The organism is Rhodococcus sp. no. 34, from assembly GCF_054589475.1.
The window spans coordinates 21734-37409 of record NZ_BAAILK010000028.1 but is presented as its reverse complement, the minus strand read 5'-3'; the positions used below and the strand labels follow the sequence as shown (position 1 = coordinate 37409).

The 15676-nt window shown below is 62.5% G+C and carries 11 protein-coding genes; 9 read left to right on the top strand and 2 right to left on the bottom strand.

Features of this window, described 5'->3' with window-relative positions; all coding sequences use genetic code 11:
• Window positions 1–123: 123 nt before the first annotated feature.
• A complete protein-coding gene (locus ACYP01_RS12705) occupies window positions 124–1821 on the bottom strand; it encodes a PucR family transcriptional regulator (RefSeq protein ID WP_459680324.1) in 1698 nt (565 codons plus the stop codon).
• Window positions 1822–1913: 92 nt separating this feature from the next.
• Window positions 1914–2537 carry a uracil phosphoribosyltransferase gene (gene upp / locus ACYP01_RS12700; RefSeq protein WP_007735207.1) on the bottom strand — a complete coding sequence of 208 codons (624 nt, stop codon included), beginning with the start codon at window positions 2535–2537 and terminating at the stop codon, window positions 1914–1916.
• A 223-nt stretch (window positions 2538–2760) separates the two neighbouring features.
• Between upp and bar the strand changes: the two genes are divergently transcribed.
• From bar to ACYP01_RS12655, 9 genes are all read left to right on the top strand, one after another.
• Complete coding sequence (gene bar, locus ACYP01_RS12695; RefSeq protein WP_007735206.1) at window positions 2761–3870, top strand: barbiturase; 1110 nt, start codon at window positions 2761–2763, stop codon at window positions 3868–3870.
• A 125-nt stretch (window positions 3871–3995) separates the two neighbouring features.
• A complete protein-coding gene (locus ACYP01_RS12690) occupies window positions 3996–5474 on the top strand; it encodes an amidase (RefSeq protein ID WP_007735205.1) in 1479 nt (492 codons plus the stop codon).
• A gap of 40 nt (window positions 5475–5514) precedes the next feature.
• On the top strand, window positions 5515–6738 hold the full coding sequence (locus ACYP01_RS12685) for an aminotransferase family protein (protein ID WP_047269349.1): 1224 nt from the start codon (window positions 5515–5517) through the stop codon (window positions 6736–6738).
• Between the two features lie 292 nt (window positions 6739–7030).
• On the top strand, window positions 7031–8470 hold the full coding sequence (locus tag ACYP01_RS12680; RefSeq protein ID WP_047271857.1) for a uracil-xanthine permease family protein: 1440 nt from the start codon (window positions 7031–7033) through the stop codon (window positions 8468–8470).
• Window positions 8471–8559: 89 nt separating this feature from the next.
• Window positions 8560–9462: an FAD binding domain-containing protein gene (locus tag ACYP01_RS12675; protein ID WP_042448023.1), complete on the top strand. Its 903-nt coding sequence runs from the start codon at window positions 8560–8562 to the stop codon at window positions 9460–9462.
• A gap of 2 nt (window positions 9463–9464) precedes the next feature.
• Window positions 9465–10109, top strand: a complete 645-nt coding sequence (locus ACYP01_RS12670) for a (2Fe-2S)-binding protein (RefSeq protein WP_003946048.1) — start codon at window positions 9465–9467, stop codon at window positions 10107–10109.
• Window positions 10106–12628: an aerobic carbon-monoxide dehydrogenase large subunit gene (cutA, locus tag ACYP01_RS12665; protein ID WP_125052446.1), complete on the top strand. Its 2523-nt coding sequence runs from the start codon at window positions 10106–10108 to the stop codon at window positions 12626–12628. The genes ACYP01_RS12670 and cutA overlap by 4 nt, the downstream gene beginning before the upstream one ends.
• Entirely contained in the window at window positions 12625–13296 is a 672-nt protein-coding gene (locus tag ACYP01_RS12660) for an SRPBCC family protein (protein ID WP_459680318.1), read from the top strand. Before cutA ends, ACYP01_RS12660 begins: the two co-directional genes overlap by 4 nt.
• A 281-nt stretch (window positions 13297–13577) precedes the next feature.
• Window positions 13578–15676 (top strand): hydantoinase/oxoprolinase family protein (locus tag ACYP01_RS12655; protein WP_064073494.1); only part of this gene is annotated, 2099 nt, incomplete at its 3' end.

Sequence of the window (15676 nt, the reverse complement as noted above, 5' to 3'; positions counted from 1 at the left end):
GGGTAACCTTGCCGACGACGGGTGTCAGTGGTGGGTAAGAAGTGACGAACGCTCACCGGGCGGCGCGATTGCGGTTGTGTCGAACCGTTATCGGGACGTTCTGTCAGCTCATATCGTGCGAAGTCATGACATTTCGTGCATCTTCATGACCTGCAGGGCGAGTGAGACGTTCAATCGAAGGACGGGGTCGTCGGTGAACGATCCGACGACGCTCTCCAGCTTTCCGATTCTGTAACGCAAAGTGTTGTAGTGCATGTGCAGCGCCCGGGAGGCCTCGGCGACATTGCAATTGCAGTCGAGCAGGGTCTGGAGTGTCAGACGCAGGTCAGCGGCTTCGGCGTTGTCCGCCGACAAGGACTTCAGAACGTCATCGGTGAACGAACGCAGTTCGCTCTTGTCCGTCTGGAGCGAGAGGAGTCGGTGTACACCGAGTTCGTCGAAGTGTGCGATCTGCCCCGGCCCGTTGATACGTCGGCCGACGACCACGGCTGTACAGGCTTGGTCGTAGGCCGCGGGTAGATCGGCCAGGGAGTAGATCACCCGGCTCACTCCCGTGCTGAAGGATCGGCGGCCGCTGGTGCGATCGCCGGCAACCTTGCGCACCAACCCTTCGATGTCCCGAACCGCACGGTCGGTGCTGGTCGGGAAAAGCGTGACCACCTCGTGTCGAAACCCGACGGACGGCGCCGTCCGCTCGTGTGTTCGGACCACTTGTTGCCAGCCGTCGCTGAGTCGATCTTGGTCCGTGCGAGTGGAATTCGCGTGCTGGGATTCCGGGTGATCGACGTCGAGTTCTGCAACCACAACGGCAAGTGGACGAGTGACATCCCACCCCAACTGGGTGAAGTGCGCGCTCACTTCCGCTGGCGAGCCGGCTTCGCCTATCAGTGCGTCGCGGAGGAAGTCGCCGCGGAACTTGGATTCCACTGCCGCAACTGCCAGCTGTTTGGTGACGGCCAGCGCGGCAACGGTGGCCGCTCGCTCCAGCGCTTGAACGACAACTGCGCCGAGTTCGTGGGTACCGGCGTACGCCACCATCCGGCCGTGGTCGGTTCCGCCGGCCACCACTCGGGTGAGCGCCAACTGGCCGGGAAATCCCTTGGGCGCGTTCTGTAACCCGACGGCGACCCGCTCGGTCAGGAACCGACCGGTGCTTTCGAACAACGGAAGCGCGTTCAGCGCGGCTGAATCCCCGGCCTCGGTCAATACCCTTCCGTCCGGCGAGCAGATCAGAACGCTGACGTCGAAAAGCGCGGCGAATTCCGCGGCAATCTGAGGTAGATCGCCACCTTCCAAGACGATCGACGTCAACGAGCGGTGAAGTCGATCGGCAATGTCGAGTGCCGCGGACTGCTTCGCCACCAACTTGGTGAAGACCTCCGAGATCACCTCGTCGAATCCCGCGGTGACGGGAAGAACCAACAGCGGAAGCCCTCGCTGCTCTGCCATGTGCAGCATGGCCTCGGGCAGCTCGTCGAGATAACGGCCCGTTTTCACGGCAAGTGCCGCGACTCCTCGACGTGCAAGACCGTCGACGAGGTCACTGAGATCTGTGTCGTCGAGAAGCTCGCCGGTTCGCCCGTAGCGCAGCGGGAACCCGGTTGTCACCAACAACTCGTTCGGCTTCACCCAAGCGAGGATGTCCGGTACTTCCATCACGTTCACCGATTGAACGAGGTGGCGCAAGCCCCCGTGCCCGGCAAGGACTTCGGCTCCACGCAGACTGGGCAGCTCGAGGATATCCCGAACTGTGAGTCTGTAGTCGCCACCTTCTGGCAAATGTTGAAGCTCTTCGCTCGAATATTTGGCAGATCTATCCATGTCGCGAGACTACGCTCGATCACGCGACGAACATTGTCAACAGTTGACGAAAATAGCCTCTCGAAATGAGCGGTTCTCCGTATGTCTGCCAACTACCGCGGCCCGAATTGGCGATCGCCCGCGTCTCCGAGTCCAGGTATCAGGAAAGCATTTTCGTTCAGGCCGTCGTCGATGCTCGCTGTGAGGAGCCGGACCGGATGTCCGGAGTTCTTCAGTGCTTCGATCCCCTCCGGAGCCACGACGACACATATTGCAGTCACATCGGTGGCTCCGCGTGCAATGAGCAGATCGATTGTGCGGACGATGGATCCACCGGTCGCCAACATCGGATCGAGGACGTAGACGGGGGTGCTCGACAGATCAGCAGGCAGGGACTCCAGATACGGAACCGGCTGGTGTGTCTTCTCGTCTCGTGCCATTCCCACGAAACCGACGCCTGCCTGCGGAATGAGGGCACTCGCCTGTTCGACCATGCCGAGGCCCGCTCGCAAGACCGGGACCAGGAGCGGTGGATTCGCCAGCCGCACCCCCAGCGTCGGAGCAACTGGCGTCTCGATGTCGAACTGTTCCAGTTCTGCGCCGCGCATGGCCTCGTAGACCAACATATGGGTCAGTCTGCGCAAGGCGGACCGGAACGTTGCGTTGTCGCTGCGAGCGTCGCGCATGGTCGTGAGCAGCGATGCCGCCAGCGGATGGTCGACAACAGTGGTGTCCATGGTCGAATCGTAAGTGAGAACCGATGGGGCGGCGCGCAACCGGTGATTCGGAGTCGAAATAACCAATCGCGGTTTTCGTTTGGGCAAGTATTGACGATGCCGATGGGTTCGAGTCGTCATAGCGTGGTCGACACGGCAGTTCCGAACCGCTCGGCTGGACTGGGCGCCCGGAGCTGTCAAGGCCCAATTTTGCCTCCACGATTCCCTATACAAGGAGATGCCAATGCCCGAAGCAATCGAGGTCCGTAAGGTTCCGCTACACAGCGTCTCCGACGCCAGTGAGCTCGCCAAGCTGATCGACGACGGTGTCCTCGAGGCCGACCGCGTCATTGCAGTCATCGGCAAAACCGAGGGTAACGGCGGCGTCAACGACTACACGCGCATCATCGCGGACCGAGCGTTCCGAGAGGTTCTCTCCGCCAAGGGTAATCGCAGCCCCGAAGAAGTGGCGGAGGTGCCGATCGTCTGGTCCGGCGGCACGGACGGCGTGATCAGCCCGCACGCGACGATCTTCGCGACCGTGCCGGCAGACAAGGTCACCAAGACCGACGAGCCGCGACTGACCGTGGGTGTCGCCATGAGTGAGCAACTGCTGCCCGAGGACATCGGCCGTACGGCCATGATCACCAAAGTTGCTGCGGCAGTGAAAGACGCGATGGCCAATGCCGGCATCACCGATCCCGCCGACGTGCACTACGTACAGACCAAGACTCCGTTGCTGACAATTCACACCATCCGTGACGCCAAGAGCCGCGGCAAGACTGTGTGGACCGAACAGACTCATGAGTCGATGGACCTGTCCAACGGCGGAACGGCTCTGGGGATCGCGGTTGCGCTCGGCGAAATCGACATGCCGACCGACGAGGATGTCATGCACAGCCGCGAACTCTTCTCCTCTGTCGCATCCTGCTCGTCCGGCGTCGAGTTGGACCGCGCGCAGATCGTCGTCGTCGGTAACGCACGTGGCGTCGGCGGACGCTACCGGATCGGCCACAGCGTGATGAAGGATCCGCTCGACCAGGACGGCATCTGGGCGGCGATCCGTGACGCCGGACTCGAACTTCCGGAGCGGCCGCACTCGAGCGACCTGGACGGTCAACTCGTCAACGTGTTCTTGAAGTGCGAGGCCAGTCAGGACGGAACGGTCCGTGGCCGTCGTAATGCGATGCTCGACGACTCCGACGTGCACTGGCACCGCCAGATCAAGTCGTGTGTCGGCGGAGTCACGGCAGCTGTCACCGGCGATCCGGCAGTGTTCGTCTCGGTATCGGCAGCGCACCAGGGTCCCGAGGGCGGCGGCCCAGTCGCTGCCATCGTCGATCTCGGTCAGTAGTAGGCAAGAACCTCGCTGGAAACCTCGACAGTCGCGCCGCCACCGGCAATTCGTCCTCGAATCAGTTGCCGGTGTCGGCGAGTCCGCCGCGGCGTACCCCACTTCACTGCTTGAAAGGATTCACGATGGTTCATGCTGCTGACCCTGTCGACGAGAGCGTTTCCGGTGCGCCCGAGAATCGCGAACTCGTCATGGCCGATGCGGTCACGCTCAGTGGTCTGATACGCAGGCGTGAAGTGTCGTGTGTCGAGGTGATGGACAGCTTCCTCGATCAGATCGAATTACATAACCCGGCGGTGAACGCGATCGTCGCATTGCGGGATCGGGAAGCGTTGACGGCGGAGGCGCGCGAGCGTGATTCGCAGTTGGCGAGTGGGGAGTATCTCGGTTGGATGCACGGGTTTCCGCATGCGGTGAAGGATCTTTCGGCAGCCAAGGGTCTGCCGTTCACGTCCGGGTCGCCGATGTTCGCGGACCGAATCGCCGAAGATGACGAACTGTTCGTCAAGCGGATCAGGTCTGCCGGTGCCATCGTGATCGGCAAGACGAACACACCGGAGTTCGGGCTCGGATCCCAGACGTACAACCCGGTGTGGGGTACGACGGTGTCGCCGTACGACAATTCGCGCACTGCCGGCGGTAGCAGCGGTGGCGCCGCAGCGTCGTTGGCGCTCCGCATGTTGCCGGTGGCTGATGGAAGCGACTACATGGGTTCGCTCCGAAACCCGTCGGCATTCAACAACGTTGTTGGGTTTCGACCATCCTGGGGTCGGATACCGGAGACGGGATTCATCGCTCAGGGCGCCGTTGTGGGCCCGATGGGCCGAACCGTCACCGACGTGGCTCACCTGCTTTCCACGATGGCGGGGCCGGATGCTTATGCACCGTTGGGGATTCGTGAGGATCCCGCGGTATTCACCGAAAGCCTCGCACGTGATCTTAAGGGCTCTCGGATCGCATGGGTCGGTGACTGGAACGGTTACCTGGCAACCGAACCTGGAGTTCTCGAGTTGTGCGAATCCTCGTTCGAGGTCTTCGAACAGTTGGGGTGCCGCGTCGAGGCGGCGCTTCCCGACTTCAAACCCGAGGACATCTGGCAACTGTTCTTGCGGTGGCGTTGGTGGGCACAGCTCGGCTTGATCGATCAGTACAACGATCCGAGCTTGCGCGAGTTGATGAAGCCCGAACTGTTGTGGGAACTCGAGCACGCGGTCACACTGTCGGCTCTCGACGTGACCAAGGCCGCGGAGGCCCGCAACGGCTGGCTGTCGGCCATTACCAAGATGTTCGAAACCTACGACTACATTCTTGCGCCCAGTGCCCAGGTGTTTCCTTTCGACAAGAACACTCACTGGCCCGAGACCGTCGACGGCCGATCGATGGACACGTATCACCGGTGGATGGAGACGGTTGTTCCCTGGACGATGGCCGGGGTTCCGGTTGCGGGGATGCCGGTCGGCTTCGATGATCGTTCGCTTCCCATGGGTATCCAGATCATCGGTCGGCACGGCGCCGACTTGGACGTACTCCAACTCGCCTACGCATTCGAGCAGGCAACCCAGTGGGTCGAGCGGGTTCTTCCGCCCGCACTCCGCGTGAACTGACCGATCTATTTCGAACGTATCCAGTTGGGAGAGAACGACGATGGCTTCGGCATTGTGGCACGGGTTCGCGGACATGGGCGCTGTGGAGAAGAACGGCGCGTTTGTCGTCTCTCGCGGTGAGGGCGCGTACATCTGGGACCGCGAGGGCACTCGGTATCTGGATGCGACGGCGGGCCTGTGGTTCACCAATGTCGGGCACGGGCGCACCGAGATCGCGGATGCGGTGGCGGCTCAGTTGTCGAAGATCGCTCATTTCTCGAATTTCGGTGATTTTGTTCCCGAGACCACGCAGGTGTTGGCGGAGCGGTTGGCGACGATCGCGCCGGTTGCCGGGAGCAAGATCTTCTTCACTTCGGGTGGTTCGGATTCGGTGGACACTGCGGCGAAGCTTGCTCGTCGGTACTGGCACGAGGTGGGGCAGCCGGAGAAGGCGATCATCGTCGGTCGACAGAAGGCGTATCACGGAATGCATGTTGCGGGAACGGCTTTGGCTGGTATTCCGGTGAACCGTGAGGGGTACGGCGAGCTGATGGCGGATGCGGCGACGGTCGGCTGGGATGATGCGAAGAGTCTGCTCGAGTTGATCGAGCGGGTCGGTGCGAACAAGATCGCGGCGTTCTTCGCGGAGCCGATCATCGGTGCGGGTGGGGTGTATCTGCCGCCGGAGGGGTATCTGGCGGAGGTGCGTGACATCTGCCGTGAGCACGACATCCTGTTTGTCGTCGACGAGGTGGTGACCGGTTTCGGTCGGATCGGTGGTGAGTGGTTCGCGTCTACTCGTTTCGATTTGCAGCCGGACATGATGACCACGGCAAAGGGTTTGACGTCGGGTTATGTTCCGATGGGTGCGGTGTTCATCGCGCCGCGGGTGGCGGAGCCGTTCTACGCGGGTTCGTGGTGGCGCCATGGGTACACGTACGGCGGGCATGCCGGTGCTGCTGCGGCGGCGATGGCGAACCTCGACATTCTCGAGCGTGAGAATCTGCTCGCGGAGTCGAAGCGTTTGGAGGCGTCGTTGCATACGCATCTGCAGCCGCTGGCGGAGCATCCGCGGGTGGCGGAGGTTCGTAGTGGGCTCGGTGCGGTTGCTGCAGTGCAGTTGGCTGATCCGGCGGAGGCGTTGCCGTTCGTGAAGACGCTTCGTGAGCACGGTATTTCGGGTCGCGCTGCGGGTCAGGGTGCGATGCAGATTTCGCCGACGTTTGTCATGACCGATGATCAGGTCGCGGAGATGGCAGCGGGAATCCTCGCAGCCCTCGGCTAGGACTGTCGTTTTCCGTTGACAGACATCGTGTTACGGAATCATTAAGCCGAAGAAAATGTTTGGGCCCTTCGTGGCGTGGTCCTCATTTCGGTCGAAACTGCCTCCAACACTGACGATGACCCCTGCCCGCATCATCTGCCACCATTGTTGCCAATCTCGGTGAGTGGGTTCTGGCAGATTGTCATCACGTCCAAATCTCGGTCCTGCATTAGCGTTTCACTCCAGACACGGTGTTTGTGAGCTGGGGCACAAAGCATTTCGAACACCTTCCTCCTTTGCGAAAGGTCTCGTCATGCCGATCTGGACGTTGCACGGAGACGGAAAGAACATCGGAGCCGGTGAAGTGGTCGCTCCCGGCGAGCGACTCAGTTGGGCGAGAACCATCGGGTTGGGCGGCCAGCATGTCGTGTCGATGTTCGGCGCGACGTTCGTCTTCCCGATCATCATGGGCCTCAATCCTCAACTTGCCGTGATGATGTCAGGCTTTTGTACGCTCTTCTTCCTGCTGGTGGTCAAGGGGCACGTCCCCAGCTACCTCGGAACATCCGCAGCTTTTGTCGGTGGCGTTGCCGCCATTCGTGCCCAAGGTGGAACGACGGCCGAAGTGACCGGTGCGATTCTGGTGTCGGGGTTGGTTCTGGGATTCGTCGGCATCGCCATCCACTTTCTCGGCGGTGGCGTCATCAGTAAAGCGCTACCGCCGGTGGTCACCGGCGCTGTGGTGATGTTGATCGGCTTCAACCTGGCGCCTGTCGTCGCGGGGTTGTACTGGCCGCAGGATCAGTGGGTGGCACTGATCGTGATGGTTGCACTGATCGTGATGAGCGTTGCGCTACGCGGCTTCCTGGGACGTATCGCCATTCTCGTCGCCCTGGTTTTCGGCTACATCTTCTCGTGGGTCCTCGACCGGCTCTCCGGTCCGATCACGTCCGCCAGTGGTAGTGGCGCACCCACCGAGCACTTTCGTGTCAACTGGGATTCGGTGCACTCGGCGTCCTGGTTCGGGTTGCCGCCGTTCTCGGACGAAGCCAACGGAATCGTCGGTATTCATGCTCCCTCGTTCAGCCTCACATTCATCGTTCTGGTGCTTCCCGGTGTCATCGCACTGGTCGCGGAAAACGCCGGCCACGTCAAGGCGGTCGCCGAAATCACGGGCGACGATCTCGACCCGTACATCGGACGCGCCATTGCCGGTGACGGTTTTGCCACCGCCATCGCCAGCGCAGTAGGCGGCTCCCCCACTACGACGCATGCCGAGAACATCGGTGTCATGGCTGCCACGCGGGTGTACTCGACCGCCGCGTACGTGATTGCGGGTTTCATCGCGATCCTGCTCGGCTTCTCGCCCAAGTTCGGAGCAGTCATGGCGGCGACGCCCGGCGGCGTCCTGGGCGGAATTCTTGTGGTTCTGTTCGGCATGATCGGTCTGCTCGGCGCCAAGATCTGGAAAGAGAACGGCGTCGACTTCGGGAACCCGCTGAATCTGATGCCGATTGCCGCCGGTCTGATCATCGGTATCGGCGACACGGCGCTGAAGTTCAGTGACACGTTCTCGCTCGGAGGTATCGCGCTCGGCACCATCGTCTTGATCGCGATGTACCACCTCTGCCGGCTCGTGGGGTCCTGGAACCCTGAACTGAACAGGCCGAAGTCCGGGAGGCGGCCGGGCGCAACGCCGGGGGCGAATGCGTCAGATGACGAACTTGAAGAGCCCGTGGCGCAGCTCACGTGATGCCAAGTTGAATGTATGCCAGGTATGACCCGTGACCGTTGTCACATCTGCACAAAACGTGAAGTGACTCATAGAGGCAGGATTGAGTAATGAAACCGTCGCCGCTGACTTATCACCGACCGTCCTCGGTCGAGGACGCGTGCCGAATCCTCTCCGAGGTCTCTCACGAGGGGAAGGTGCTCGCCGGTGGGCAATCGCTTGTGCCGCTGCTGTCCATGCGCCTCGCCGCGCCCGCCCACATCGTCGACATCGGATCGATCCCGAACCTCGCTTCGGTGACCTCGTCCGAAGACGAAGGAGTGCGGTTCCAGGCCCTGGCCACGCACTCGGTGCTGGCGGCCGACGAAGGTGCTCGTCGAGTCCAGCCTCTGCTGAACCGTGCTCTGCAGTTGGTAGCGCACCCCACGATCCGTAACCGCGGGACGAGCGTCGGCTCCATCGTCCATGCCGATCCGTCGGCGGAGATGCCGGCAGTCCTGACGCTGCTCGGGGGCAGCGTGACCGTCCAGTCGGTGCGTGGCACCCGCGAGATCGCGTCGACGGATCTCTTCGCCGGCCCTCTCGAGTCGAGCCTGGAATCAGACGAGATCGCGGTGTCGGTGTCGGTGCCCGCCGCCGAACCCGGCGTGGGAACCGCCATCGACGAGATCGCGCGTCGTCACGGTGACTATGCACTGGTCGGTGTCGTCGCCCGGATTCGCGTGGTCGACGGTCTGGTGGCCGAAGCGCACATGACGTACGTGTCCGCCGGAGAGCTGGGGCAGGTCGTGGACTACACGGACGTGCTGGCGGGGGCGTCGGCGACGGATCAGCGGGACCCGCGGTGGCGCACCCTCGGGGAATGCGCCCGCGCGCAGATAGATACCGAGGCAGACATTCACGGGACGGCGGCGTACCGCTCGCAGTTGGTGTCCGCGCTAACGGCGCGGGTCGGCTTCGCGGCGGCAACGGATGCTCTCAGTGAGAACGCAGTACTGGCAGGAAAGTGGTGACAATGTCCAAAAACGATCGCTCCATCGATGATCAACTTGCCGAGCTGGCAGCGGATACCGGTGAGCACCATGTAGCTGTCACGTTCACGCTCAACGAGGTGACGAACACCGTCGTTCTTCCCTCCCGCACTCTGGCTTCGGATGCCATTCGTCACCACCTCCGTAAGACGGGCACGCACGTGGGTTGTGAACACGGCGTGTGTGGTGCGTGCACCGTGCTGCTCGACGGAAAGCCTGTTCGATCCTGCCTCGTCCTCGCGGCCAGCCTCGAAGGTCGATCGATCACCACCGTCGAAGGCCTCGTCGAGCCGGACGGCACTTTGCATCCGGTTCAGCAGGCGTTCAAGGATTGTCACGGTCTGCAGTGCGGATTCTGCACTCCGGGATTCGTGACGACCATCGCGGCATTTCTCGAGGAGAACCCCAACCCCACGCGGGAGGAAGCTACCGACGCGATAGCGGGAAACCTCTGCCGTTGTACGGGGTACCAGAACATCAGGGCGTCGGTTCTGCGCGCAGCCGAGATCAAGCGTGAACGGGCCGGGCAGTTCCCGCTCGGAATCGACGACGCGTCCACTCGGGAGGCGTTGGATCGCAAGGTGCGGGGAACGACGAATCCCGTCGGAGGACGGGCGGGTAAGGCATGAGTACTCCGGTCAAACCAGCAAAGCGCAACGGGGCGAAGCACCCCGCTTCCGATCATTCGACGGCCGATCATTCGGTTGCCGACGACGGCAAGTTCTTCGGTAAACCGATTCCGCGCGAGGAAGATACGCGTCTGCTCAGCGGTCAGGGGCGATACCTCGACGATCTGGGCCACAACGCGCTGATCGCGGCATTCGTCAGGTCGCCGCACGCTCATGCGCGAATCATCGACATCGACATCGATCAGGCGCTGGAAGTGCCTGGTGTACATGCCATCTACACCTACGAAGATCTCCTCGCGGACACGCCGGAAATGGCGGAGAACCTGCCACTGCTCATTCCTCATCCGGGAATCATCGCTCCGCGCAACGGGTATCCCCTCGCGAAGGACGAGGTGAAGCATGTCGGTGAAGCCATCGCCATGGTGGTCGCGGACAACCGGTACATCGCCGAGGACGCTTGCGCGAAGATCGACGTCACCTACGAGGCGTTGAAGCCTGTAGTGGGGATCGACGTCGCCCGCACGGCCGACAATGCCGTCCACGCCGACGTTCCGGACAACGTCGCCGCTCACCTGCAGCACGGGTTCGGAGATCTGGATGCCGAACTGGCCGCCGCGCCGCACCGACTGACGCTGGATCTCGAAATCGAGCGTTCGGCTTCCATGCCGATGGAGGGCAAGGGCGTCTACGCACGTTGGGACGGTGACGAGAACACCCTCACGTTCTGGACCTCCACCCAGACGTCCACGTCCGCCCGCGCCGCAATCGCCGCGCGATTGGGGATGGCGCTGAACAAGGTTCACTGCATCGCTCCTGACGTCGGCGGCGGATTCGGCGTCAAGATCGTTCACCCGTGGCCCGAAGAAGTCATGATCACGTGGGCCGCTCGACGCCTCGGCCAGGCCGGTATCTCCTGCGAGGTGAAGTGGGTCGAGGATCGCCGTGAGCACTTCATCTCGAGCGCACACGAGCGCGGGCAGATCCAGAAGGTCGACATCGGATTCGACGACGAGGGTCGTCTGTTGGCGTTCGACTTCACGTTCTGGCACGACAACGGTGCCTACCTGCCGTACGGGATCATCGTCATGATCAACACTGCGACGCAGGTTCTCGGGCCGTACAAGCCGAAGTCGTTCCGGGTCAACGCCTATTCGCTGTACACCAACACCGTGATCGTGACCCCGTACCGCGGCGCCGGACGTCCGCAGGCCGTGTTCGCGATGGAGCGATCCATGGACGCCATCGCCAAGTACCTGAACAAGGACAAGATCGCGGTGCGGGAGGCGAACTTCATTCGCCCCGAGGACATGCCGTACGACTTCGGCCTGATGTTCCAGGACGGACGCCCGTTGATCTACGACACGGGCGACTACCAGGCGGGCATCGACAAGCTCAAGAAGCTCATCGACTGGGACGGATTTCCCGAGTACCAGAGGAAGGCTCGTGCCGAAGGTCGGTCGGTCGGCATCGGTATCGGCGCGTACGTCGAGGGAACCGGACCCGGACCGTACGAGGGTGCGCACGTCGTGGTCGAGACGTCCGGAAAGGTCAAGGCCGCAACAGGCTTGACGACGCAAGGCCAAGGCCATCAGACCGCGTTCGCCCAGATCGTCGCGGACGACCTCGGAGTGAAGGTCTCCGACGTCGAGATCGTCACGGGTGACACCCGCCGGTTCGGTTATGCCGTCGGCACTTTCGCCTCGCGTGGGGCGGTCATGTCGGGTTCGGCCTTCCATGTCGCGGCGCAGATGGTCGCGGAGAAGGCGAAGAAGATCGCCTCCGGAATCTTGGATCTGCCGGAAACCGAACTGGAACTCCGGGAAGGGCACGTGTGCAAGATCGGCACCGAAGCCGGAGTGGAGGGTACGTCCGTACCGCTGAGTGTTGTTGCCGTGCTGTCGAACCCGCTACGATATGCGTTCGACCGTGAGTCGAAGCTGGCCACCGGTTTCGCCAAGACCGACACGGACATGTCGAAGCCGCCGATTCCCGAGGGTGAGCAGCCCGGTCTGGAAGCAACCGGCTACTACTCGCCGCCCAGTTCCACCTTCGCTTCGGGAGTGCACGCGGCGATCGTCGAAACCGACCCCGTGACAGCCGAGATCACGGTCCGTCGTTACGTTGTCATCCACGACTGCGGAAACGTGATCAACCCTCGCATCGTCGAAGGTCAGGTCATGGGCGCCGTCGCGCAAGGTATCGGCGGCGCACTCTACGAGCGGATCGTCTACGACGAGCACGGGCAGATGCTCAACGCGTCGTACATGGACTTCTTGATGCCGTTCGTCACCGAGATGCCGGATTCGCTCGAGATGGATCACACCGTCACGCCGTCGGGACTCAACCCACTCGGAATGAAGGGTGCCGGTGAGGCGGGTGTGATCCCCACCAGCGCCGTGATCGCGGCTGCCATCGAGGACGCCGAAGGAATCTCGATCACGTCCATGCCCATTTCACCGTCCGAACTGTTCGAACTTCGACTCGCACACGCGGGTTCGTCATCAGAGGAGAATGCATGAGAATCGCCGGCACCGCGCAGCTGACGGCACCTCGCGAAGAGGTCTACGACAAGCTCCAGGACGGTCGTGTACTGGCCGCGACCATTCCCGGTGTGCAGTCGCTCGAGCAGCTCACGGACAATCACTACAAGCTCTCCATCATGGCGGGGGTCGCGTCGATCAAGGGCGTCTACGACGGCGAGGTTGTTCTGTCGCAACAGAATCGGCCTAATTCGTTTGTCATGACGGCTTCGGGGGCGGGTGCTCCCGGCACGGTGAAGGCGGACGTCACGGTCACCTTGACGGAGAACGAGGGTGGCACGCTGCTTTCGTATGACGCCGACGCCGTGGTCGGCGGGATGGTCGGCGGCGTCGGGCAGCGCATGATCACCGGTGTAGCCAAGAAGATGGCCGGGGTGTTCTTCAAGAGCATCGACGGCGTCATTGCCAACGGCATCCCCGAGAAGGTCACTGCCGCCGTGGCGGCGGCAACACCGGCAGTGGCGGTCGAAGGCGCGCCGGTAGTTTCCGGAGCTGTCGCGGCACCGGCGGTTCTTCCGGCCGCTGCACCGACAGCGGGCGGCACAGATGCTCGCACGGTGATGGTCAGCGCCGTCGTCGGCGCAGCCATTGCTTTGTCAGGTGTTGCTATAGGCGGATTCCTGGCGCGTTCTGGTTGTCGCGAGTAGTTCGCGTAGGTGTCAACAGCTGATTCACGATGAGGGAAACGCCCCGAACCGACCAGGTTCGGGGCGTTTTTCACGTCCGCGTAACCCACGGGGGCGCCGGCGAAGATCCGCTCGTGATCGTGCGCCGAACCTTGGTCCCCCGATTCGGCGAATTGTGACAAAGAATCCGCTCTTCCGAACCTGTGGAATAGCTCTACACGTCAGGTACGAGCCACTTACCGGCTAGGCCGCAACCGTCGATCGGTACCAGACGAGACGAGCCAAAGATCTCAGGAGGAAGCGTGGAACCCAGGAAGATTCGGGTCGGTATCGATACCGGCGGAACGTTCACCGACATCGTGGCAGTGGACGACGAAACCGGCGCCATCGTCACCACCAAGACCCCGTCCACCCCGGCGGACCCCGCCGAGGGCTTTCTCGCCGGTATCGAGAAGGTACTCGCCAAGCTCGGTGAGAGTGGCGACTCGATCGGTGCGGTCAGCCACGGTACGACCGTAGCGACGAACAAGCTGCTCGAAGGCAAGGTCGAGAACCTCGGCTTCATCACCACTGAGGGCTACGAGCACGTTCTCGAAATCGCTCGTCAGTCGGTGCCGGACGGTTACGGCAACTCGTACTTCTGGGTCAAGCCCGAACGCATCGTCCCCGCCGATCGTGTACGCACCGTCGGTGGACGCCTTTCCTTCGACGGCAGCGAGATTCGTCCGCTCGACGAAGAGAGCGTTCGCAGCGCAGCGCAGTTCTTCAAGGACCGCGGGATCCGGACCATCGGCGTCTGCCTCATGCACTCGTACGCCGATCCGACGCACGAGGAGCGCGTACGCGACATCCTCTTCGAAGTTTTCCCCGATGCGACGGTGAGCATCTCGAGCCAGGTGCTGCGTGAGTACCGCGAATACGAGCGGTCCATCACCACACTCGTGGACGCCGCGGTCAAGCCGAACATCCGCAACTACGTGAACAACATCGCGAATCGTCTGCGTGAGTTCTCGACCACCGACGGTGAACCCCGCGACATCCCGTTCTACGTCATGAAGTCCAACGGCGGTGTCCTGTCGGCCAAAGAGGTTGTTCACCAGCCTATTACGACAGTCCTGTCGGGACCGGCCGCCGGAGCCCTCGGTGCTGCGCTGATCGCCGACGCCGCCGGCGTCGAGCAGGTGTTGACCTGTGACGGCGGCGGAACGTCGACGGATGTCACCGTCGTGGTTCGCGGCGAGCCCGCGCTGACCACCGAAGGGCGAGTGGGCAACTACCCGTCGAAGATCCCGATGATCGACGTCGTGACCGTCGGCGCCGGTGGTGGGTCGATCGCGTGGATGACGCCGGAACACACCCTCCGAGTCGGCCCTCAGTCGGCCGGCGCCGATCCCGGACCGTTGTGCTACGGCAAGGGCGGCAGCGAACCGACCATCACCGACGCGCACGTCCTGCTCGGTCGCATCCCACCCCACCTGCTCGGTGGCGAGATTCCTCTCGACACGGAATTGGCACGCAAGGGCCTCGAAGAGCTTGCAACACAGCTCAGTCTGGGCTTCGAGGAGTGCGCGGTCGGCGTCCTCGAGGTCTCGGCGTGGAACCAGGCCAACGCCCTGCGTCAGATCACCGTCAAGCGTGGCCTCGACGTTCGCGACTTCACCCTCGTGACGTTCGGCGGCTCCGGCTCCCTGCTCGCCTGCCGTCTCGTCGACATCCTGGGTCTGAAAGACGTTCTCGTCCCGCTCAATCCGGGTAACGTCTCCGCGTTCGGTCTGCTGACGGTCGATGTCCGCAACGACTACGTCCAGACGCACGTCAGTCGTCACGACCGGTTGAAGGCTGAAGACCTGCAGAGCCAGTTCGACGCGCTGGCCGGCGAAGCCGAGATCGCGCTCGCCGAAGAGGGTTTCGACGAGACGCAGCGCAAGTACTCTCGTACTGCGGATCTGCGCTACCTCGGTCAGGCATTCGAGGTGCGCGTCCCGGTGGCGGAAGGTACCGTCACGGCGCAGATCATGGACGACGCGGCCGAGGCATTCCACCAGGCACACCGTGAACTGTACGGCTACGACTTCCGGGGAGACCCGTCGCAGCACGTGGAATGGGTCAACCTGCGCGTGAGCGGCATCGGCCCGATCAAGCGTCCGACGCTCAAGGAAATCCCCGCCGGAAACGGTGCCGAGACCGCCCGAACCGGTTCGCGCCAATCCTATTTCGACAGCTGGGTCGAGACGGCCACCTACGATCGCACACTGCTCGGTGCGGGTGACGTCATCGAAGGACCGGCCGTGATCGAGGAGTTCAGCTCGACTGTCCCGATCCATCCCGGATTCTCGGCACGTATCGACACCTTCGGGAACATTCGTATCTCGAAGTCTTCCGACTCGAACGGAGTGAAGTG

What these genes read in the sequence shown, in the direction of transcription:
- ACYP01_RS12705 (WP_459680324.1), bottom strand. Translation starts at nt 1,821, where the DNA reads ATGGATAGATCTGCCAAATATTCGAGCGAAGAGCTTCAACATTTGCCA.
- upp (WP_007735207.1), bottom strand. Translation starts at nt 2,537, where the DNA reads ATGGACACCACTGTTGTCGACCATCCGCTGGCGGCATCGCTGCTCACG.
- bar (WP_007735206.1), top strand. Translation starts at nt 2,761, where the DNA reads ATGCCCGAAGCAATCGAGGTCCGTAAGGTTCCGCTACACAGCGTCTCC.
- ACYP01_RS12690 (WP_007735205.1), top strand. Translation starts at nt 3,996, where the DNA reads ATGGTTCATGCTGCTGACCCTGTCGACGAGAGCGTTTCCGGTGCGCCC.
- ACYP01_RS12685 (WP_047269349.1), top strand. Translation starts at nt 5,515, where the DNA reads ATGGCTTCGGCATTGTGGCACGGGTTCGCGGACATGGGCGCTGTGGAG.
- ACYP01_RS12680 (WP_047271857.1), top strand. Translation starts at nt 7,031, where the DNA reads ATGCCGATCTGGACGTTGCACGGAGACGGAAAGAACATCGGAGCCGGT.
- ACYP01_RS12675 (WP_042448023.1), top strand. Translation starts at nt 8,560, where the DNA reads ATGAAACCGTCGCCGCTGACTTATCACCGACCGTCCTCGGTCGAGGAC.
- ACYP01_RS12670 (WP_003946048.1), top strand. Translation starts at nt 9,465, where the DNA reads ATGTCCAAAAACGATCGCTCCATCGATGATCAACTTGCCGAGCTGGCA.
- cutA (WP_125052446.1), top strand. Translation starts at nt 10,106, where the DNA reads ATGAGTACTCCGGTCAAACCAGCAAAGCGCAACGGGGCGAAGCACCCC.
- ACYP01_RS12660 (WP_459680318.1), top strand. Translation starts at nt 12,625, where the DNA reads ATGAGAATCGCCGGCACCGCGCAGCTGACGGCACCTCGCGAAGAGGTC.